This window comes from Xanthomonas sp. WHRI 1810A (assembly GCF_040202885.1).
In the GTDB taxonomy this organism is placed as follows: Bacteria; Pseudomonadota; Gammaproteobacteria; order Pseudomonadales; family Pseudomonadaceae; genus Aquipseudomonas.
In genome coordinates, this window is sequence record NZ_JBEGED010000013.1 from 17870 (window position 1) to 37397 (window position 19528).

Here is a 19528-nt window from a genome sequence, read left to right on the forward strand (position 1 = left end):
TTCCCGCCCGGATAACGCGATTTACTGCACTTCCACCGCCAGACTTTCACTGATCTTCTTCTGCCAGATGGCAGGACCGGTGATGTGGACCGACTCGCCTTTGCTGTCCACCGCGACGGTGACCGGCATGTCCCTGACCTCGAACTCGTAGATCGCTTCCATCCCCATTTCAGGGAAGGCCAGCACTTGCGACTTCTTGATCGCCTGGGCAACGAGGTAGGCAGCGCCGCCCACGGCCATCAGGTACACGGCTTTGTGGTCCTTGATCGCTTCGATGGCGGTCGGGCCGCGCTCGGATTTGCCGATCATGCCCAGCAGGCCGGTTTGCTCAAGGATCTGGCGGGTGAATTTGTCCATCCGCGTGGCCGTCGTGGGACCGGCCGGGCCCACCACTTCGTCGCCGACCGGATCGACCGGACCGACGTAGTAGATGAAGCGACCTTTCAGATCAACCGGCAGGGTCTCGCCACGGTTGAGCATCTCGACCATGCGCTTGTGCGCCGCGTCGCGGCCGGTGAGCATCTTGCCGTTGAGCAACACGGTTTCGCCCGGTTTCCAGCTTTGCACGTCTTCCGGGGTCAGGGTGTCGAGGTTGACGCGGCGAGCGGACGGGCCGGCTTCCCAGACGATTTCCGGGTAGGCATCCAGCGGCGGCGCTTCCAGCGAAGCCGGACCGGTGCCGTCGAGCACAAAGTGCGCGTGACGAGTCGCGGCGCAGTTGGGGATCATGCACACCGGCAGGGACGCGGCGTGGGTCGGGTAATCCATGATCTTGACGTCGAGCACGGTGGTCAGGCCGCCCAGGCCCTGCGCGCCGATGCCCAATTGGTTGACCTTCTCGAACAGCTCGATGCGCATTTCTTCGATGCGGCTGGTCGGGCCGCGCTTGATCAGCTCATGGATGTCGATGGATTCCATCAGCACTTGCTTGGCCATGACCGCGGCTTTTTCAGCCGTGCCACCAATGCCGATGCCGAGCATGCCCGGCGGGCACCAGCCAGCGCCCATGGTGGGCACGGTCTTCAGCACCCAGTCGACAATCGAATCGGACGGGTTGAGCATCGCCATCTTCGATTTGTTTTCCGAGCCGCCGCCTTTGGCCGCCACGTCCACTTCCACGGTATTGCCCGGGACGATGGAGTAGTGGATGACCGCCGGGGTGTTGTCCCTGGTATTTTTCCGAGCGCCTGCCGGATCGGCGAGGATCGAGGCACGCAGAACGTTTTCCGGCAGATTGTAGGCGCGACGCACGCCCTCGTTGATCATGTCGTCCAGGCCCATGGTGGCGCCATCCCAGCGTACGTCCATGCCAACACGCACAAAAACGGTGACGATCCCGGTGTCCTGGCAGATCGGACGATGACCGGTCGCACACATGCGCGAATTGATCAGGATCTGGGCCATGGAGTCCCGGGCAGCTGGGGATTCCTCGCGCAGATAGGCCTCGTGCATGGCCTGAATGAAGTCAACGGGATGGTAGTAGGAAATGAACTGCAGGGCGTCTGCGACGCTCTGGATCAGGTCATCTTGCTTGATCACGGTCATGGGGGGCGCGCTCCTCTGATTCGGCGGGAACATTCTATTTGCTGTTTTCGACAGTACCGCTAAGGTCTGACGAAAGCATCTTCAACCAGCGTTGGTCAGGCATGCCGGGTGTCGCGGCCTGGCGGTGAAGGCATAAAAAAGGCGCGGCAGTATAACCCGTGGTCGGGTCCGGCACATCGGCCTGCGGTTAATCGTTGGTCGAAGATCGCACACATAGTTTGTGCGCTATGCCGTCGTGAGCGGTCTGCAAGGTTGTGCCCGACACTGGAAATTGATTAGTGAATTCCCGGCGTTGGCACTACAGTGGCAGGCTGCCCGCATCGCCGATCCTTACCATGGAAATGGCCTCATCGCGCTTCCCGGCGATGTTGCGGGGCATCTTGCCAATATGGGATGGATCCTTTTACGCATGATGAGTCATCAAGTGACGGACAAAACCATACAACAACTGCTGCTCAGTCGATTTGCCCTCGCCGCCGGCACCTATCTGCTGTTCCTGGCGCTTGCCTGGGTGGCGATATTGACCGGGTGCTATCAGACGACGATGGGGGTCGCGTGGGCCGCCACCTCGCTGCTGCTGTTCATGCTGGTGGCGTTTGCCTGCGTTTTCATCTCCGGATTCAACCGCCGTTTCAAGGACCCCAGCCTGACGGAGTTTCAGGTGCTGCTGGGGCTCTGCTGGCAAACCTACCTGATCAGTCAGCTCGACGGTGCCCGGGGGACGTTCCTGCTGGTCTATGTGCTGATCATGCTGTTCGGCGTGTTCCATCTCCCGCCGAAAACCTTTGCCCGCGCAGCGTTGCTGGCGTTCCTGGGCTTTTGTGCCCTGAATATCTGGGAGGGCATGAATCATCGGCTGTACGACCCCGGCCTGGCGGCGCTGCAAACCTGCGTTCTGTTCTTTGCGTTGTCGTGGCTGTGTCTGTACGCGGTGCTGGTGCAGCGCTCGCGATTGCGCATGCACCAGCGGCGGGTGACCTTGCAGGCCCATCAGGACACGCTGCGCGGCATGATGTTTCAGCTCGAAGAGCTGGCGGCCACCGATGAACTGACTAATCTCTACAACCGCCGTCATTTCCTGCGCATCGCCATGCGCGAACTGGAAACCATGGACGGCAATTACACCCAGGGGCTGGCGTTGATCGACCTTGATCACTTCAAGCGCGTCAACGACATTCACGGTCATGCCGTGGGCGACCGGGTGCTGCAGGCCTTTGCCGGCAGCGCCATCAAATGCCTGCGTGAAGACGACATCCTGGCGCGCTACGGCGGTGAAGAATTTGTGTTGCTCATTCCACGCTGCACCCGTGCCCAATTGTTCGATTGCTGCGAACGGATCCGTCAGGCGTTCGAACACGTGGAAGTGGACGGCCTGACACCGCTGAGCCTGAGTCTGTCGGTGGGCATGACCCTGCTGGAAACCGGCGATGACATGGACAGGGCCCTGCAGCGGGCCGATCAGGCGCTCTATTGCGCCAAGCACAACGGCCGCAATCAATGCAGCGGCGCATGGGAACGTGCCGATGCCTGAATTGCGTGTGGGTGATCGGCAGTGGTCAGTCCCGGCGTCCAGCAACCTGCTCGATGCCCTGAACAGCGCAGGCCTGTCGGTGCCTTATAGCTGCCGCGCCGGCAGTTGCCATGCCTGTCTGGTGCGATGCGTATCCGGCGAGCCTCTGGATGCCTTGCCTGAGGCGCTGCACGCCGACAAACGTCAGCAGGGTTGGCGCCTGGCCTGCCAGTGCCGGGTGACCGAAGATTTGAGCGTGGAGATCTTCGATCCGCTGCGTCACGGCCTGCCCGCCACAGTGGCCGCTGTCGAGTGGCTCAGTCCCCATGTCCTGTGCCTGCGTCTTGAGCCGGAACGTCCTCTCAGATACCGGGCCGGTCAGCATCTGGTGCTGTGGACAGCGTCCGGCGTGGCGCGCCCATATTCGCTGGCGAGCCTGCCTGGCGAAGACGCGCACCTGGAGTTTCATCTCGATTGCCGTCGCTCAGGCGCCTTTGCCGATGCTGCCCGCCAGTTCAAGGTCGGTGATCCGGTCAGGCTGGGGGAATTGCGCGGCGGCGCGTTGCACTACGATGCCGATTGGCAAGCGCGCCCGCTGCTGTTACTGGCCGCCGGCACCGGGCTCGGTCCGCTGTGGGGGCTGTTGCGCGAGGCGCTGCGTCAGGAACATCATGGCTCGATCCGTTTGATCCACGTGGCAGTGGACGGCAGCGAACACTACCTGGCTGCTGCGCTGGGCGAGCTTGCGCGTGAGCATCCGCACGTGCAGGTCGAGCTGATCGAGGCGGCCGGTTTTGATGCGGCGCTGGCGGCCCTGCGAATCACCTCTCGCCAGACCGTCGCGTTGGTCTGCGGCTCGCCCGCCAGTGTGGAGCGTTACCGCAAGCGGCTGTACATCGCTGGCTTGCCGAGAGGGCAGGTGCTGGCGGATAGCTTTCTCGAGCGCGAGTAATTTCCCTGTAGGAGCTGCCGAGCCTATGGGAGGCTGCGATGCGGTGGTTCAGGTACACCGCATCGCAGCCTCGCGCGGGCTCGGCAGCTCCTACAAAAGCTGATAGCTCCACAAACAAAAAGCCCCGAACTCTCGCGAGCCGGGGCTTTTTAGTGTCGCTGCTGTCGCCTTAGACCATCGGGTCGCCGACGTGCAGGATCTTCATGCCGTTGGTGCCACCGATGGTGTGGTAGCTGTCGCCCTTGGTGAGGATGACCCAATCGCCTTGCTGCACCAGACCGCGCTTGAGCAGTTCGTCCACCGCTGCCTGACTGACTTGACCTGGCGGCAGGGCAGCCGGGTCGAATGGCACGGTGTACACGCCACGGAACATGGCCGCGCGCGCCTGGGTGCCGCGATGCGGAGAAAACGCATAGATTGGCACGGAGGAGCGGATGCGCGACATGATCAGCGGGGTGTAACCGCTTTCGGTCAGTGCGATGATCGCTTTGACGCCGGGGAAGTGGTTGGCCGTGTACATGGCCGCCAGCGCGATGCTTTCGTCACAGCGCGTGAACGAGTGACCGACGCGGTGGCTGGAGGTCTTGCCGGTTGGATGACGCTCGGCGCCGACGCAAATCCGCGCCATGGCTTCGACCGCTTCAACGGGATACGAACCGGCCGCACTTTCGGCCGAGAGCATGACGGCGTCGGTGTAGTCCAGCACGGCGTTGGCCACGTCGGAGACTTCGGCGCGGGTCGGCATCGGGCTGGAGATCATCGATTCCATCATCTGCGTGGCCACGATCACCGCTTTGTTGTGGCGACGTGCGTGCAGGATGATTTTCTTCTGGACGCCCACCAGTTCAGCGTCGCCGATTTCAACGCCCAGGTCGCCACGGGCAACCATCACCGCGTCGCTTGCCTGAATCAGCGCATTGAGGGTTTCGTCGTTGGCAACGGCTTCAGCGCGTTCGATCTTCGCCACCAGCCAGGCAGTGCCGCCGGATTCGTCGCGCAGCTTGCGGGCGTATTCCATGTCGGCGGCGTCGCGCGGGAAGGAAACGGCCAGGTAATCCAGGTCCATTTCTGCGGCGAGCTTGATGTCTTGCTTGTCTTTTTCGGTCAGCGCCGGGGCTGTCAGGCCACCGCCACGACGGTTGATGCCTTTGTGGTCAGACAGCGGGCCGCCGATGAGCACGGTGCAGTGCAGCGAATCAGCGGTTTGCGTGTCGACGCGCATGACCACGCGTCCGTCGTCCAGCAGCAGCTCGTCGCCTACGCCGCAATCCTTGACCAGATCGGGATAGTCGATGCCGACGATTTCCTGGGTGCCGTCGGTCAAGGGATGGCTGGTGGAAAAGGTGAATGTGTCACCGACCTTCAGCTCTATCTTCTTGTTGACGAATTTCGCGATGCGAATCTTCGGACCTTGCAGGTCACCCAGCAACGCAACGAAGCGGCCATTCTTGGCGGCGATGTCACGAATCAGCTTTGCCCGGGCTTTGTGCTCGTCGGGGGTGCCGTGGGAGAAGTTCAAACGGGCTACGTCCAGCCCCGCGAGAATCAGCTTTTCGATAATTTCTGGCGAATTACTGGCAGGGCCCAGTGTGGCTACGATTTTGGTGCGACGAACGGACATGCACAAACTCCTTAATTGAAGCGCTGCCAGAGGCTACTACTCTCCAGCGCTGTAGTCATTGTTCCTTTGCACTACCTTGCGGCCGGATCACTGGGCAAGCGGCAGATGACCGGCACACATCGACCCTTGAAGAATTGCCGCGACGGGCCGATACACTCCAGAGCAAAGGAGAGTCTCATGCGAATCGTGATGATTATAATCGTGCTGGCCGCACTCAGCGGTTGCACACGTTGGTCAATGAACAGCCATCTCAATAATGCCAACCGCGCCTACGCCCAGGGCGACTGCGATGCGGTGATGTACAACCTGTCGAAGGTCGACCGGGAAAGCCGTTCGCGCCGTTACGTCCAGCCAGAAGTCTCGATGCTGCGCGGTCAGTGTCTCGAGCGGCAAAAACTGTACCCCGACGCGGTCCAGACCTATCAGTTCATCATTACCAACTACCCGAACAGTGAGTATGCGTTCAGGGCCCAGGCGCGCATGGACACCTTGCAGCAGCTGGGGCATGTCCGTGGTGGACCGGTGGCCGTCAGCCGACCTGCTTCAAACTGATTACACTTGAACGGATAGACGGTACCCTTTTGGATGTCTTGCTAACGTTCTTCAGCTAGGCTGCGGATAAGCAAGGATGTAGAACACTGGTCCACGGAGCGGCGAAGGGCACCCTGGTCACGCGCGAAAGTGCGTGCCGGTATCTGTGACTTCGAGCTGTGCTGATGTGTCAGATGACATTCCTGTTGTATCGAACAGGTGGATTCTATCGTGACGTCGTCAAGTCTGCGGTTTACGATGAATCTCAATGCACTAGCGCGACCATGCTCAATGGTCATTCCAGGGCTAATGTCCAATGCCGAATGAAAGACGTATCGAGCGTCATCAGTTGCCGTATTACCTGCAGGTTTTCAATCGGTACACCGATAAACCAATGGGGTGTCTTGGTAACGTATCCGAACAGGGCCTGATGCTGATCAGCGACCTGCCGGTGCTTGTAGGGGCTGATTACCAGCTGCGGCTCAAAGTCCCTGACGCGAAAAACCAGCCTAATATGATCGATATCAATGCCAGCTGCCTGTGGTGTCAGGAAGACGAAACCCCCGGCGTCTGGGATTCCGGCTTCCGATTGCAGGCCGCGCCGATTGAATACCATCAGTTGATTGAGGCCTTGCAGCGCTATTTCAGCTTTTACCCGCTCGAAGCTTCAGCCTGACTGCGGCGCCTTTTATAAGGCGCCCGCTTTCTTCCAGCTCAAATAACGACTGACCAGCTCCGGCCCCAGATTGCCAGGCCGAACATCCAGTACCGGGACGCCGTGGGCGATCAAACGCTCATGCAGCGTCCCGCGTGCGTTGAGAAAATCCACGGCGCCGCAGTAGTCCAGCGCCTCCTGCCAGGTCTGGACCGGCGTATCGCGCAGTCCGTCGAGCACTTCCTCACGCAGGCTGGCGACCAGGACGCGGTGGTGCCGGCTCAGTTGCTTGACGGCGGTCAGCAGCGCGTCGTCGTCCTCGTCCCGCAGATTGGTCATCAACACCACCAGCGCCCGGCGTTTCTGACGCACCAGCAGCGTACGGACCGCCGCGCTGTAATCCGCCGGGCGTTGGGTGCTGTCCAGGTCGTACACCGTGTTGAGCAACAGGCTCAGTTGCGCCGCGCCTTTGACCGGTGGCAGGTAGCGATTGTGCTCGGCGGCAAAAGTCGACAACCCGACAGCGTCTCCCTGACGCAACGCCACATGACTGAGCAGCAGACAGGCATTGAGGGCGTGGTCGAAGTGGGTCAGGACGCCATCCTGGCTGCGCATCCGCCGACCACAGTCGAGCATGAAGATAATCTGCTGGTCGCGTTCGTCCTGATACTCCCGGGCAATCGGCGTGCGCTGACGCGCGGTGGCTTTCCAGTCGATCTGACGCAGGCTGTCCCCTTCGCGAAACTCCCGCAGCTGGTTGAATTCCAGCCCCATGCCCCGGCGCTGACGCTGGCGGACCCCGAGCTGGCTCAGCCAGTTGTCCACCGCCAGCAATTGACCGCCGTGCAGGCGCGCGAAATCAGGGTAGACCCGGGCTGAACCGGCGACTGCCACGTAGCGCCGGGAGGACCATAGCCTGAGGGGGCTGGGAAGGCTGATTTCGATCCGTTCGAAGGTGAACTGGCCACGGCTGGTAGGCCGCAACCGGTAGCCCAGTTGAGCGTCGCGGTTAGGGCGCAGCACGATGCGCTGCGGCAGGTTTTCCACCTCGAAGCGGTTGTCTTGCCCGGCAGGGCCGTGGTCGAACACATCCACAGGCAGGGTGCGGGGGTAATCGTGTTCGATATCGATCCGCACCTCGCTCCAGCGCCCTAGCGCCAGGCTGCCGGACAGCTGACGTTGCAGGCGCGGCGAAGGCAGCCGCACGATCCACAGGGCATCCAGCGCGCTGACCACGGCCAGCATGCACAGCACAGCCCAGAACACGCTCGCCAGTTTTGCCGTGGGGCCTAGATCCAGTGATCCCAGAATCCCGAGCAGCACGGCGACACCCAGCAACAGGGCCAGGCTACGCAGCAAGCGCGAGGACGGCTTGAGCAGTTGTTTCATTGACGGGGCGCCGGGACCTGATCAAGCAGTTGTCTGAGCACCTGATCCACTGAAAGCCCCTCGATGTCGAGCTCGGGTGACAACCGGACCCGATGTCTCAAGACGGCGAGCGCACAGCCTTTGATGTCGTCGGGTATCACGAAGTCGCCGCCCCGCAACAGCGCGCGTGCGCGGGCGCCTCGCACCAACGCGATCGACGCGCGGGGCCCGGCGCCCAGCGTCAAACCGGGCCATGTGCGAGTGGCCCGTGCCAGGCGCACGGCGTAATCCAGCACATGCTCATCCACCGGCAGGTCACCGGCGATGCGTTGCAATGCCAGCACATCCTTGGCTTGCAGCAGCGTGCGCAGCGGCTGCACGTCCAGCATGTCGGAGCGGGTAGATTTGCTCACCTGACGCACCATCTCCAGTTCCTGCGCAGCGTCCGGGTAATCCATCCGCACCTTGAGCATGAACCGGTCCAGTTCGGCTTCCGGCAGCGGGTAGGTGCCTTCCTGTTCGATGGGGTTCTGAGTCGCCAACACCATGAACGGTTGCGGCACCGGCAGGGCCCGTCCTTCCAGGGTGACCTGTCGTTCCTGCATCGCCTCCAGCAGTGCGGCCTGGGTTTTGGCTGGCGCGCGGTTGATCTCGTCAGCCAGCAGCATGTGAGTGAACAGCGGCCCCTTGCGCAGTTTGAATTGCTCGGTGTGCAGGTCATACACCGCGTGCCCCGTGACATCGCTGGGCATCAGGTCCGGCGTGAACTGGATGCGCGCGAACTCTCCGCCAAAGCACCGGGCGAACGCCCTGACCAGCAAGGTCTTGCCCAGCCCCGGCACACCTTCCAGCAGCACATGGCCGCCGCCGATCAGCGCCGTGAGCACATCGTCGATCACGGCATCCTGCCCGATCACGGCCTTTTGCAATTCATGCCGAATGGCCTGAGCCAGGTGGATGGCGCGTTGACGCTGTTGCGCGGGATTGGAGGCCGGGGCAGACGCTTCGGTTACCGTGGGCTGGGCTGCTGCATCCGGGACAGCGTCTTGGTTGTCCGCCGGGTTGGTGGGGAGATCGCTCATTCTTTCCGGAGCCTCGCTAACTGTTAAAACTGATTTTTCTTCCATAAATCAACCATTTACTCTATGTAACCTTTTTTAAGGTTTTTTGAGGGCATGAATTGCGCTACCAGTAGGGTTTTCTGCCACGGATGACCTCGCATGTTCATTGGCGATGCCATGGCCAAAACTTGGATGAGGCGACGCCGGGTCATGTCTAAATCCTTGAGCACCTGATAAACCCTCAGACGCGATGCGACAGGGATCACGATTTCACCATAGCTCTTGGAAGCTCGGCCCGTCCGACTTCGGAGGTTGGGTGGGACGTCCGATCTGAATGGTCACAGGGATTGGGAAATCTACACCTACCAATGCCACCTCACCTTGCTTCAGATTGGGCAAGAAAGCGGCAGCTGAACGATCCAGCTCTCCACAGGCACGTTCGACCACATCTCGGTCACGGTCATTGGTCAGCCGATGCACCAGCAGTGTCCCCATCTGACTCAGCACTCCTTCTGTGATGTCTCGCGGTCGCTGGGTCACTAAGCAAATGTTGAGACCGTACTTTCGTCCTTCTTTCGCGATGAGTTCGAACGCGTCCAGGTTCTGAACGTCATCTTCAGCCCCTAAGGTTTTTCCTAGAAAATTGTGAGCCTCGTCCAAGATGACGATCAACGGGCGCTGCCTGAAAGACTCATTACGTGCTCGGAGCAATAACAGTCTGCCTATGGCGTTGGCGATTACTTCTCTCGCGTTGAACTCATAGCCGACTGAACTGAGGCATATTCGGAATAACCGCTTTTCACCCGCAATAAACTCATCGAGATGTTCAACTAAACTCGGTAGGCCTTGAGCTGGGCGAAATACGCTGCTCAACGAAGGAGAGTCCATTACGCTCATGATTCGTGTCATGAGAGAGGAGCAGTACGACAGCTCGTTGCTCGCAGCACCCCACCTAGTCATGTCGTTGTTATATCCCGTCGGCATGCAGCATTCCTCGACAATTTGCCGAACCAACATACCCATATCGAAGGGGAGGTTCGGATCACCTACCCGGTTAGCGTTGTCATCCTTATTCATCGCTCGACGGAAATCAGCTTTGAGTTGACCTACTTTCGGGACGTACCCTTCTGTGAAGATATCTGGGGCTAAGGCCGCAAGCCTCAGGCTCCTTATGGCTTCTCTGAGTTTCGGGCCCTGGGTTTTACCTGATGGCTGGAAGAGTGCGATGAAATCAGTCTCATTGAAGCATTTTGGTGGAATACCTACCTCAATTGAGCCAGACGTTCGATGTAAAGGGTTTCCAAGATGCTGATGTGTTGAGTCCTCTCCCTCAAGCGACCGATATTCCCCGGTAGCGTCCACAAGCACGATTTTGCAGGCATATCGACGACACTCTTCAATAAGCTTTGCAGTCGTCCAGCTTTTGCCACCGCCTGTTGAGCCCAAGATCGCGCAATGCCGACCAAAGAGTTTTTCTGGCGTTACAGCAATCGCGAAGCCGCCGTCCCCAGAGACGTGTCCGAGATTAAGCGTTACGCGGGGGGACTCTCCATTTATTCCGCTCGAAATCAATGTTGGAATTTTGGAGATAAACGAGCCCGGTGCTGAGTAAACCCGGTCTCCTAATCGTGGATAGGAGCTAACGCCTGCGGTGACTTTTAAGGTGTGAGGGTGAACTGACCCCAGCAGGCGGATAAGGCCGATCGCGTCAATAGCATGCGTGCCTGCAAAGTCTTGGGAAATCTCGGTACGCTCGCGATCAGGTAGGTTCACCTCGGTGATGCGTCCCAAGAGCACCGCCTGCTGACCCTCGATCAGCACCAGTTCCCCCACCTCACCCTTGCCGTAGCGATTTTGACCTAGATATCGACCGCTGTTCTCTCCAGCATGTGCCAAGTTGATTTTGATCAATTGCGCAGCCACGCTGGTGACCACTCCGATTTTCAGCGTGCTGAGGAGTATTCCTTCTGGGGACATGATTACCTACCGATCCGTTTGACTGCGTTCGCCAAATTCTCAGCTGGCGAAGCGGTGCGCAGGTGTGGGATATGAGCCGCCAAATCGCCAAATGAGCCGCTGACAAAATGGACGTCGAAACCGCGCTGAGCGAGATCGCGGAATTTTCCCCAGTAGGAACTAGACCCGTTGAAACCCCGGTTGTGGACATGGTTGATGCACTGAAAGTCGCAAAGAATCAGCTTCAGGCTGGGGTTGGATTGCAAGGCAGAATAGATCGGCTCTGAAAGATGGTCATCATTAAACCCGAAACCGGACACAACCAGGCAGCTGTTGGGTTGACGCAAAAACTCCAGAAATCTTGAAAGCAGCTCCAGATGGGGTTGAAGAAACGCTTGCTGGTATTTTCCTTTTGCGGGATATATCAGGCAGGCATTTTCCGGCGTCGGTCGGCTGTCTTCATAGACTTCATGACCCTCTCTGCTCCAGCTGACTGATCCATGTAGCTTCAGCAATTGGAAAATGCCTTCGGCAAACTCGTGGCTGTCTGCCTCTCGGCGTACGATGTCGTATGTGAAATGTTTGCCATCAAATCGGCGTCTGCGGGTGTATGAAAATCCGTCAATAATGACCATGCCCAGTTCCGACACTGCCGTTTCAAAGCACATGTCATAGTTTGTCGTAAACACTTTCAGTCGCGGATCACGTACTCGCCTTCTGGCCAGCTTCTGAAGGAGCTCACGATAGGCAGATATGTCCGACGTGGGCAGGTTGATGAACGTTGAGCAAGCATGCAGGATCTGCTCTTTAACGCGTGCGACGAACTCTTCAACCTCTGGGTCGTCAGTGAAAGCTATATACGCATCACACTGTGACAAAAAATGCTCAATGTTTGGGTTCTCGCGCTCGGCGTAACGGACACGCTCAGTAACTTTCTGACTAGCATCTGTCAGCGCATGGGTTTGCGGGTCGCACATCGAGTCTTGCCATAGCTTCCACATACTAGGCCCACCTGGGTTACCTAGGGATGTGCCGCTCCCCGCAAAAAAACTTAGGTTAGGCACCTGAAGAGCGGACGAGAACATCTCGCTGAGCGTGTTTCTATTGGAATTAATCACATGCACATCATCAGGCTCGGCGCCTTTCAGCACTCGATATGCGTCAGCTGTCAGTGGCATCCACTCATCTGCACCTGGGGGTAGATATGCCTGCTGACCTTGATGTTGAGGCGACAGAGGGATTACAGGCAGGGGTGGTAGGGGAACAAGTGGCGGGGCATCGACTGGCATAGAACACGATCCTGTGTTGTGAAATGAAAGCGATACAGCCCTGGTCTTATCAGATGTTCAAGCTGCGATTGTGGTGACCTGCTTGGGATCATATCGCAAGCGGACACATACCAGCTCTGCCGTCATATATAGGCTTGATCAATGACCATAACTACGGGCAAGGCTTTGCTTTCCACCTTTCTTAATCGAGCTGGTCTGTGTGCGGAGAGGTGAGTGTGCCAGACGGTTATGTGAGTTCCCGTAGAAGTAAAGAGGACATCAGAGGGTGGAAACGCATGAAACGGCCTGAGAAAATGACCGCTGTGCAAAGGGCTAATCTGCAATTGAAAGGGCTCAGGAAAGCGCATAGATAGTTACTTGCGCTCGATGGCCGCTGTGGGTCGTTTTCCGCCGATCATGTCCACCAATCTTGATCGTAAAATCCAGGCAAATGTTCGGGTCGTATGCAAGCGGATGGGCAGATCTACCTGGCACCACCGAGCCACCAGTATTCCACGTCGTGCCTTTTTCCAAGCTTGTGGCCTATCTCCGGATATATTCCCATGTGGGTGGGCCGATTTTTGGCTTACGTACCTGCCTCCATTTCCCATCTTCAGCAGTAACCAGAGATGCCGTACAGATCCTCAACCCAAGTAGATTGTCTCACCTCTTTGGGAGATGAGCGTGTGGCTCAGAGTGCCAATAACGTTGGACGGTAGAGTGGGACAAGCCCAGTTCACGCGTGGCCTCGGCTTGGGTTTTACCTTGAGCCTTTAGAGCCTGAACGGCCTGCAGGTTTTGAATCCGCAATGGCTGGCCAGGAGATCTCTTGGTCAGGTTTTTACCGTCCATTTGCTGATGGAGTAATTCAACGCCGCCTGTTGCAGCGAATCGCTGAAGCTCATCTTGGGCTGACGCAAGTGTATTTTCGAAACTCTCGCCGCGTTGCAAGGCCACGCACAGGGTTATGAACGCAACCGGGTCAAATTTCAGGCCTTCAGCAAGCTCTGTTAGCTTGGCGATGCTCACTCCGGATTTGCCCCTTTCCAGCAAGCTGAGCGTAGTACGAAAGGCCGCATCGCCCAAATTGTCGTAGCTGAGCTCGCGCTGCTGCCGAATAGCCCTCAGCGTCGCAGCTATCTCTGTTTTCAGGGGCATAAGCGTCCAAAAAACAAGGATAGAGCCACAGGGCGGCCGGCCCGATAAACAGCATATATTGTGTGTAGTGGGTGGTTGTGAGTATCATGCCACGCCAGAGCCGCTGTCTTGGTTACGAGCTGATCACACTGTTGATGCATGGCTCGGATCTCACCGTGACTGGGTGAGTTATCAATTTACGCCTAAACCGACTAAGGAGGCGTCTGTGAAGGTTTACGTCCTGTCCGACCTGCACGCCGAGTTTGAGCCATTTGTGCCGCCGTCGTTGGAGGTCGACCTGATAGTGCTCGCTGGAGACATCAACAAGAAAACGCGGGGGATCGAGTGGGCTAGCGACACCTTTAGCTGTGAGGTTGTATATGTCTTGGGAAATCATGAGTACTACACGGGCCATTTTGACCGAACGCTCGACAAGGCACGCAAGGCCGCCGCTAGTCATGTGCATGTGTTAGAGAACGAGACGTTCGTCTGGAGGAATACCCGCTTCCTGGGTTGCACGGCGTGGACGGATTTCTCCAGCACCGGTGATGTAAGCGCCGCGATGTCAGTGGCGCGAGAGACGATGACGGACTTCCGGGCGATCAGAGCGGATACCAACTTTCGACGTTTGCGGCCTGATGATGTTGCTGCGCGCAATCGCCAAGCCAAAGCATGGCTGACGGCAGAGCTGCACAGACCATTTGATGGTCGGTCGATCGTAGTCACCCATCATGCGCCCGTTCCAGAGGTCGCAGGCGATGAGCATGGAGGACATCTGAGCGCCGCTTACTGCAACGCATGGCACTCTTTGCTCCTGCAAGCGGACGGGTGGATTTTCGGTCACACGCATCGCGCTGTAGATACCGTTCTGGGAGGTTGCCGCACCGTGAGCAACCCCAGAGGTTATCCAGGCGAAGAAACCGGCTTCAACCCCAGCAAGGTCATAGAATTTCATTAACTGTGGAGACATTCGTGAGCTTTGGTAACGCTTCAGAAATCCCCGATGGGGTTGAGAAAGCCAAGGGAATCGACTGGGGAGTGCCCATCGATGCATACCTCATGAACGCTGCGCAGGTCGGCAATCGATTCGCTGCCTCCGTGTATTGCGACCTGTCGGGAGCATCTGCCGACGGGATGACCATCTTGACGCCGCCTGTTCGGCAGTTAGCAGCGGTAGGAAAGTTTGAGATGCTTCAAAGCTTGAACGGCAATGACCATTACGTCGTTGTGACGCGATTCAGTAGCGAGGAAACATGAGTGCTCGCGAGCCATTACCAGGAGCTGTCCTTGAGGCTGGGACGATTAGCTTCGAGCTAGGAATTACCGCGTACCTTTTTGAGCCACAGCTTGTTGGTTTCTGCTTGGAGGGAACCATCTATCTGGATCGAAAAGATAGATTCCAGTCCGGTCGACTTATACGTACTTCAGCGGTAATGGAGTTTGAAACGTGCGGCGGCTACGTGGTTGCTGTGACATGGAGTGGGAGCCGCTATGTCCTTGTGGCAGCGGATGGGCCTTGGGTGCTGACGTTGCCGGACAGGAGATTGGATGAGCCTGCCCCGTATAGCTGAGATGCTTTGCCTAGAGGGCGAGCGGGTGAGCGGTGCGTCGATGGCCAGTAAAGCGACTATCGAACAGAAGCGCAGCCTAATGAGCAAACCCCATTGTGTTGTGTCCGCATGGATACTCATTGATGTCGCAGGTGTTGACCCTGTAATCACTCACGGCGCCCATCTGATGCCTACCGTCCTGTACGTATATCACGTGCTCTCACACAGTAGCGGTCAGTTGTCTGGAGGTGATTCGGTGATGACTGGATATGCGGTTTATATGGATCCGGCAGGTATTTTTGAAACAGTCGATACGGTCTACCTCCTGTTGTCGCACGGCTTTCGCAAGTCAGCGGATATCGAAACCGTGCGCGCTGCTCAAGCCCAAGCCAACAGGATGGCAAGCGTGTCGTTTTCACCTAACGGCCCTCTTAATAAGTAGGCTCCAGACCCGACGTCCTTGCCAGGGAATCTGATGAAAATCACGGCAGTAATCTTCGATGCGTTCGGCACCCTTGCCCGGATAACACGGCCAACACACCCCTATGGTCAGCTGCTGCGCGAAGGAAAGCGGCAAGGCCGCAGTTTTAGGCCAGACGACATGCAGACCCTGATGACCCACAGACTGTGCATTTCAGAGGCGGCTGCACGTTTTGGTATTCATCTGTCGCCTGACCGGCTCGGTCTCCTGGAGCAAGCTCTCAAAGCCGAGCTTGCGAGCATTGAGCCGTTCCCAGATGCCTTAGAAGCCATAGCGATGCTACGGGCTGCGGGCATGCCAACAGCCATATGCTCCAATCTGGCCATGCCATATGGCCCAGCGATTCAACAGATCTTTCCGAACCTAGGTGGCTACGGTTTCAGCTACCACGTTGGCGCCATGAAGCCTTCCCCGATCATCTATCGAAATACCTGTGACTTACTGGGTGTCAGGCCTGGTGATGACTTCGGCAGTCATGGACGAGTCGTGATGATTGGCGACTCGGCGCGATGCGACAGGGACGGGCCTCGCCAATGTGGTATCAGCGGCTTTCGCTTACGCAGGGGGGAGGCAGAGGGATTTTCGAGCCTCACTGACTTCGCAAAGGTTGTGCTCACCGACGCGTAGTAGTGCAAGTTGAGTCGGGCTGATGCTTACAAACCACTACATTTTGCGCCAAATCAACGCAGGGATTATTCGGATGTAAATAAGCTCGCTGACCAACTCAATCAACGTTTGGGTGATGACTGCTGCCGCAGCGAGCCCTCTGATGTCCTCGGGTCAAGCCAGTGCCAATGGTAGAACTACCAACGAGTTACGTGTGGAGCTACTAAAGGCTACTGATCTCGCCGTGCTGGCCGGCAATTTGAATGCCCGAGCCACGAGTGCACCTGCCAGGGGCGCCAAGAGTATAAAACCGATATAGACAGGGATGACAGGCAGCAACTTGTCCATGTCTCTGACCACTGCAGCAATTGCGAGCCGATGACCACGACCAATACAGCCGCCATAGCCGGTAGCTTCTTCTGACTCCATAGTGATCGGTCGCTCGTGCAGATGGATAGTGGGAAACGAGGGTGTGACGGTGCCCCCGAAGAAACACCGTCAGGCGCTGAAGACCGATTAACGGTTGATGGTTTTCATCATCTGCGCGGTGTAGCGCTCACCTTGTACAGGCACCTTGGCCAGAACCTCACCAAGTTCGCGAAGGTCTTCTACGGTCAATTCCACGGTTGCTCCGCCTACGTTTTCTTCAAGGCGATGCAGCTTGGTTGTACCTGGGATAGGCGCGATCCACGGCTTTTGTGCCAGCAGCCAGGCCAGTGCAATCTGGGCGGGGGTGGCTTGCTTGCGTTGGGCGATTTCATCGATCAGTGTGACGAGATGGTGGTTGGCCTCGCGGGCACCGTCTGGGCAATTGCATGAACTTGACCAGCCATTTGCATTCGACTTGACCAGTCGTTTGCATCCGACTTGACCAGTGCGCATGATGCCAGTGTGAATCCTGCCCGGGTGGCAATGACGGCTGCCGGGCTTCTGTCCTATCAAATAATCAGCACGCGCTTAGGAGAGGAACATGAAAGGTTTTCTGGTCACTTTCTTTACTCAACAGAATCGTCGCTATCAGGGAAAGATGCTCGGCGACTGGATCGTTGATTTGGCGAAAGAAATGGGACTGCGGGGTGCGACTCTGTCCACAGGTATCGAAGGCTTTGGGCATACCGGCCGGCTGCATTCCTCGCATTTTTTTGAACTAGCGGATCAGCCTACCGAAATTCGTATGGCCATTACCGAGGACGAATCTGTGCAGTTATTCAAGCGATTGGAGCTTGAAGATATCTCGTTATTTTACATAAAAACCCCAGTTGAGATGGGCTTCGCCGGAACAGAAGTCACCTAGTCTGGCCTGCTTTCATAAGCGGTGACTCGAAGACGCCTACGCTTGCCTCGTGCTCCGAAACACGATTTTACATTTTGGACAGAGCTCGCTAAGATCGGCTCATTGGAGATGGCATTCCTCCATTAACCAACCGCTGTGCCCGTAGCAGCTGATGATGCCTACAGAAACCTGATCAACCAGGTCTGTAGGCGTTCGCGCCCAGAATCCCCTTTTTGGTCAGGCCCACTTACATTTTTGTGGCTGGCCAAATGTCTAAATTTCGACGACCTGAACAACTCGACTTACTGCCCTATATTGCGAAATGGCTTGCGCTTGCTGGTCTTGTAGCTCTTTTGGCAGGCTCTGCCTCTGCGTTATTCCTCCTTTCTTTGGATCATGCCACCCAGTGGCGAGAAGCCCATCCCTGGGTGCTCTGGCTCCTGCCAGTTGCTGGCTTTGCCGTGGGACTTGCGTATCACCTGATAGGCAAACCAGTTGATGCCGGAAACAACCTGATCATCGATGAGATCCACGATCCTAAAAAGACTATTCCCTTGCGCATGGTGCCGATGGTGCTAATCGGAACCGTGGTTTCCCACCTCTTCGGTGCATCTGTGGGACGTGAGGGAACGGCGGTGCAGATGGGCGGCGCTCTTGCGGATCAATTGACGCATGTCTTTCGGCTACGCCGCGAAGATCGCCGGGTGATTCTCATGGCCGGTATCAGTGCTGGCTTTGCGTCCGTCTTCGGCACCCCTCTTGCCGGGGCTTTGTTCGGACTTGAAGTGTTGGCCATCGGACGCATGCGTTACGACGCGCTTTTCCCTTGCGTGGTTGCGGCAATCGTTGCTGACCAGGTGGGGAAAGCCTGGGGAGTGGTTCATACGCATTACGTCATTGGCGAAGTGGTTCCCGTGCAGCTCTGGAGCGTCATGGCTGTGGTCGCCGCTGGGATTATCTTCGGCCTCACTGGCCTGCTATTCGCGACGACCACCCATAAGCTAGGGGCTTTCGTTAAACGACTTATCTCCTATTCGCCATTACGACCATTCGCCGGCGGCCTTCTGATCGCAGTGGCAGTGTGGGCGCTTGGTAGCAACCATTACACCGATGTCGATAAGTACATCGGACTGGGGATTCCGAGCATCGTCCAATCCTTTCAAATGCCAATGGCTCCTTGGGACTGGCTTGGAAAGATGTTGTTCACCGTTGTCTCCCTGGGGACTGGATTCAAGGGCGGCGAAGTCACTCCGCTGTTTTACATTGGAGCCACCTTGGGGAACGCGCTAGCGCCCCTCTTACATCTTCCCTTCGGCATGCTGGCTGGTATCGGTTTTGTCGCTGTCTTCGCTGGTGCAGCTAATACGCCACTGGCAACCATTGTCATGGCCATGGAGCTCTTCGGGCCTGAAATTGCTCCGCTTGCAGCCATTGCCTGTATCGCAAGTTACCTCGTATCCGGGCATACCGGGATCTATCACGCCCAGCGCGTCGGTCACAGCAAGCATCACCGTCCTCTGCCGAAGGAAATCCGGCTCTCCGATATCAAGCAATTTCATGCTCAAAGTGAATCCGCCAGCGAGCGCAAAGTGACTTTTATTGGGGAAGAGAAATGACCGAACATCGCCAAGATCGCCTGACAGCTTTGCAGCTCTATTTCCCTGGCGCTAGTCGGGCTCGAGTTACAAATTTCTGGCATCACCTGAGTGCGCCCGCACTTGCCCAACACCTTCTTAAAGTCGCGCAGAAAGCCAAGATTGATCAGGTCATGCTCAAACCGATTTCTGCGGGCTATTTGACGGGCCATCGCATTTCCCATCATCACCCGGAGCTTGGTGATATGCGTCATCCGCAGTGTCTGGAATTGCTGGATACAGAGGTCAAGCTGCGCACCTTCCTGCGCGACCACGCTGACGAGTTGCGCAAGGTGCGAGCAGTTCTTCTCTTATGCGAGTTACCGCTCAGTGAAGCCTTGTAATTCAGTTCGAAGAAACAGTTCGCAAATGAAGAGGCA

General features: G+C 57.5%; 19 protein-coding genes and 1 riboswitch. Of the genes, 11 read left to right on the top strand and 8 right to left on the bottom strand.

Going from position 1 to position 19528, the window contains the following annotated elements:
- Window positions 1-21: 21 nt before the first annotated feature.
- The gene (locus tag ABQX22_RS18715) at window positions 22-1545 is read right to left on the bottom strand and encodes a fumarate hydratase (RefSeq protein ID WP_349801361.1); all 1524 of its coding nucleotides are present in this window, start codon (window positions 1543-1545) and stop codon (window positions 22-24) included.
- A gap of 409 nt (window positions 1546-1954) precedes the next feature.
- Here ABQX22_RS18715 and ABQX22_RS18720 point away from each other — a divergent pair, with 409 nt between their 5' ends.
- Together ABQX22_RS18720 and ABQX22_RS18725 are read left to right on the top strand one after the other, a co-directional pair.
- Window positions 1955-3076 (top strand): GGDEF domain-containing protein, encoded by a 1122-nt coding sequence (locus tag ABQX22_RS18720; RefSeq protein ID WP_349801362.1) that lies wholly within the window; start codon window positions 1955-1957, stop codon window positions 3074-3076.
- On the top strand, window positions 3069-4007 hold the full coding sequence (locus tag ABQX22_RS18725) for an iron-sulfur-binding ferredoxin reductase (RefSeq protein ID WP_349801363.1): 939 nt from the start codon (window positions 3069-3071) through the stop codon (window positions 4005-4007). Before ABQX22_RS18720 ends, ABQX22_RS18725 begins: the two co-directional genes overlap by 8 nt.
- Before the next feature lie 169 nt (window positions 4008-4176).
- Here ABQX22_RS18725 and pyk read toward each other — a convergent pair whose 3' ends face one another.
- Window positions 4177-5628 (bottom strand): pyruvate kinase, encoded by a 1452-nt coding sequence (pyk, locus tag ABQX22_RS18730; RefSeq protein ID WP_349801364.1) that lies wholly within the window; start codon window positions 5626-5628, stop codon window positions 4177-4179.
- Window positions 5629-5805: 177 nt separating this feature from the next.
- Between pyk and ABQX22_RS18735 the strand changes: the two genes are divergently transcribed.
- A complete protein-coding gene (locus tag ABQX22_RS18735) occupies window positions 5806-6180 on the top strand; it encodes a tetratricopeptide repeat protein (protein ID WP_349801365.1) in 375 nt (124 codons plus the stop codon).
- Between the two features lie 295 nt (window positions 6181-6475).
- Window positions 6476-6835 carry a PilZ domain-containing protein gene (locus tag ABQX22_RS18740; protein WP_349801366.1) on the top strand — a complete coding sequence of 120 codons (360 nt, stop codon included), beginning with the start codon at window positions 6476-6478 and terminating at the stop codon, window positions 6833-6835.
- Between the two features lie 12 nt (window positions 6836-6847).
- Here the strand turns inward: ABQX22_RS18740 and ABQX22_RS18745 are convergent, their stop codons facing one another.
- The 5 genes from ABQX22_RS18745 to ABQX22_RS18765 form a co-directional block, all read right to left on the bottom strand.
- Entirely contained in the window at window positions 6848-8203 is a 1356-nt protein-coding gene (locus ABQX22_RS18745; protein ID WP_349801367.1) for a DUF58 domain-containing protein, read from the bottom strand.
- On the bottom strand, window positions 8200-9264 hold the full coding sequence (locus ABQX22_RS18750) for an AAA family ATPase (protein WP_349801368.1): 1065 nt from the start codon (window positions 9262-9264) through the stop codon (window positions 8200-8202). Before ABQX22_RS18750 ends, ABQX22_RS18745 begins: the two co-directional genes overlap by 4 nt.
- A gap of 249 nt (window positions 9265-9513) precedes the next feature.
- Entirely contained in the window at window positions 9514-11220 is a 1707-nt protein-coding gene (locus ABQX22_RS18755; RefSeq protein WP_349801369.1) for an ATP-binding protein, read from the bottom strand.
- A 2-nt stretch (window positions 11221-11222) separates the two neighbouring features.
- The gene (locus ABQX22_RS18760) at window positions 11223-12377 is read right to left on the bottom strand and encodes an SIR2 family protein (protein WP_349801370.1); all 1155 of its coding nucleotides are present in this window, start codon (window positions 12375-12377) and stop codon (window positions 11223-11225) included.
- Window positions 12378-13130: 753 nt separating this feature from the next.
- Window positions 13131-13625 (bottom strand): transcriptional regulator, encoded by a 495-nt coding sequence (locus ABQX22_RS18765; protein WP_349801371.1) that lies wholly within the window; start codon window positions 13623-13625, stop codon window positions 13131-13133.
- Window positions 13626-13830: 205 nt separating this feature from the next.
- On the opposite strand from ABQX22_RS18765, the gene ABQX22_RS18770 reads away from it, so the two are divergent.
- The 4 genes from ABQX22_RS18770 to ABQX22_RS18785 all read left to right on the top strand — a co-directional run bounded on the left by ABQX22_RS18770 (window position 13831) and on the right by ABQX22_RS18785 (window position 16262).
- The gene (locus ABQX22_RS18770) at window positions 13831-14562 is read left to right on the top strand and encodes a metallophosphoesterase (protein WP_349801372.1); all 732 of its coding nucleotides are present in this window, start codon (window positions 13831-13833) and stop codon (window positions 14560-14562) included.
- A 14-nt stretch (window positions 14563-14576) separates the two neighbouring features.
- Complete coding sequence (locus ABQX22_RS18775; RefSeq protein WP_085741211.1) at window positions 14577-14861, top strand: hypothetical protein; 285 nt, start codon at window positions 14577-14579, stop codon at window positions 14859-14861.
- Window positions 14862-15152: 291 nt separating this feature from the next.
- Window positions 15153-15596 (top strand): DUF6957 family protein, encoded by a 444-nt coding sequence (locus ABQX22_RS18780; RefSeq protein ID WP_349801373.1) that lies wholly within the window; start codon window positions 15153-15155, stop codon window positions 15594-15596.
- A gap of 33 nt (window positions 15597-15629) precedes the next feature.
- A complete protein-coding gene (locus tag ABQX22_RS18785) occupies window positions 15630-16262 on the top strand; it encodes an HAD family hydrolase (protein WP_349801374.1) in 633 nt (210 codons plus the stop codon).
- A gap of 495 nt (window positions 16263-16757) precedes the next feature.
- On the opposite strand, the gene ABQX22_RS18790 is transcribed toward ABQX22_RS18785, so the two are convergent.
- Window positions 16758-17123, bottom strand: coding sequence for an aldo/keto reductase (locus ABQX22_RS18790; protein WP_349801375.1), 366 nt, complete (start codon window positions 17121-17123; stop codon window positions 16758-16760).
- 88 nt (window positions 17124-17211) lie between these two features.
- On the opposite strand from ABQX22_RS18790, the gene ABQX22_RS18795 reads away from it, so the two are divergent.
- The 3 genes from ABQX22_RS18795 to ABQX22_RS18805 all read left to right on the top strand — a co-directional run bounded on the left by ABQX22_RS18795 (window position 17212) and on the right by ABQX22_RS18805 (window position 19492).
- A complete protein-coding gene (locus ABQX22_RS18795) occupies window positions 17212-17535 on the top strand; it encodes a DUF190 domain-containing protein (RefSeq protein WP_012723172.1) in 324 nt (107 codons plus the stop codon).
- 95 nt (window positions 17536-17630) lie between these two features.
- A riboswitch (Fluoride riboswitch) is annotated at window positions 17631-17703 on the top strand.
- Between the two features lie 80 nt (window positions 17704-17783).
- Window positions 17784-19130 carry a voltage-gated chloride channel family protein gene (locus ABQX22_RS18800; RefSeq protein WP_012723171.1) on the top strand — a complete coding sequence of 449 codons (1347 nt, stop codon included), beginning with the start codon at window positions 17784-17786 and terminating at the stop codon, window positions 19128-19130.
- Window positions 19127-19492 carry a hypothetical protein gene (locus ABQX22_RS18805; RefSeq protein WP_012723170.1) on the top strand — a complete coding sequence of 122 codons (366 nt, stop codon included), beginning with the start codon at window positions 19127-19129 and terminating at the stop codon, window positions 19490-19492. Before ABQX22_RS18800 ends, ABQX22_RS18805 begins: the two co-directional genes overlap by 4 nt.
- Window positions 19493-19528: the final 36 nt, after the last annotated feature.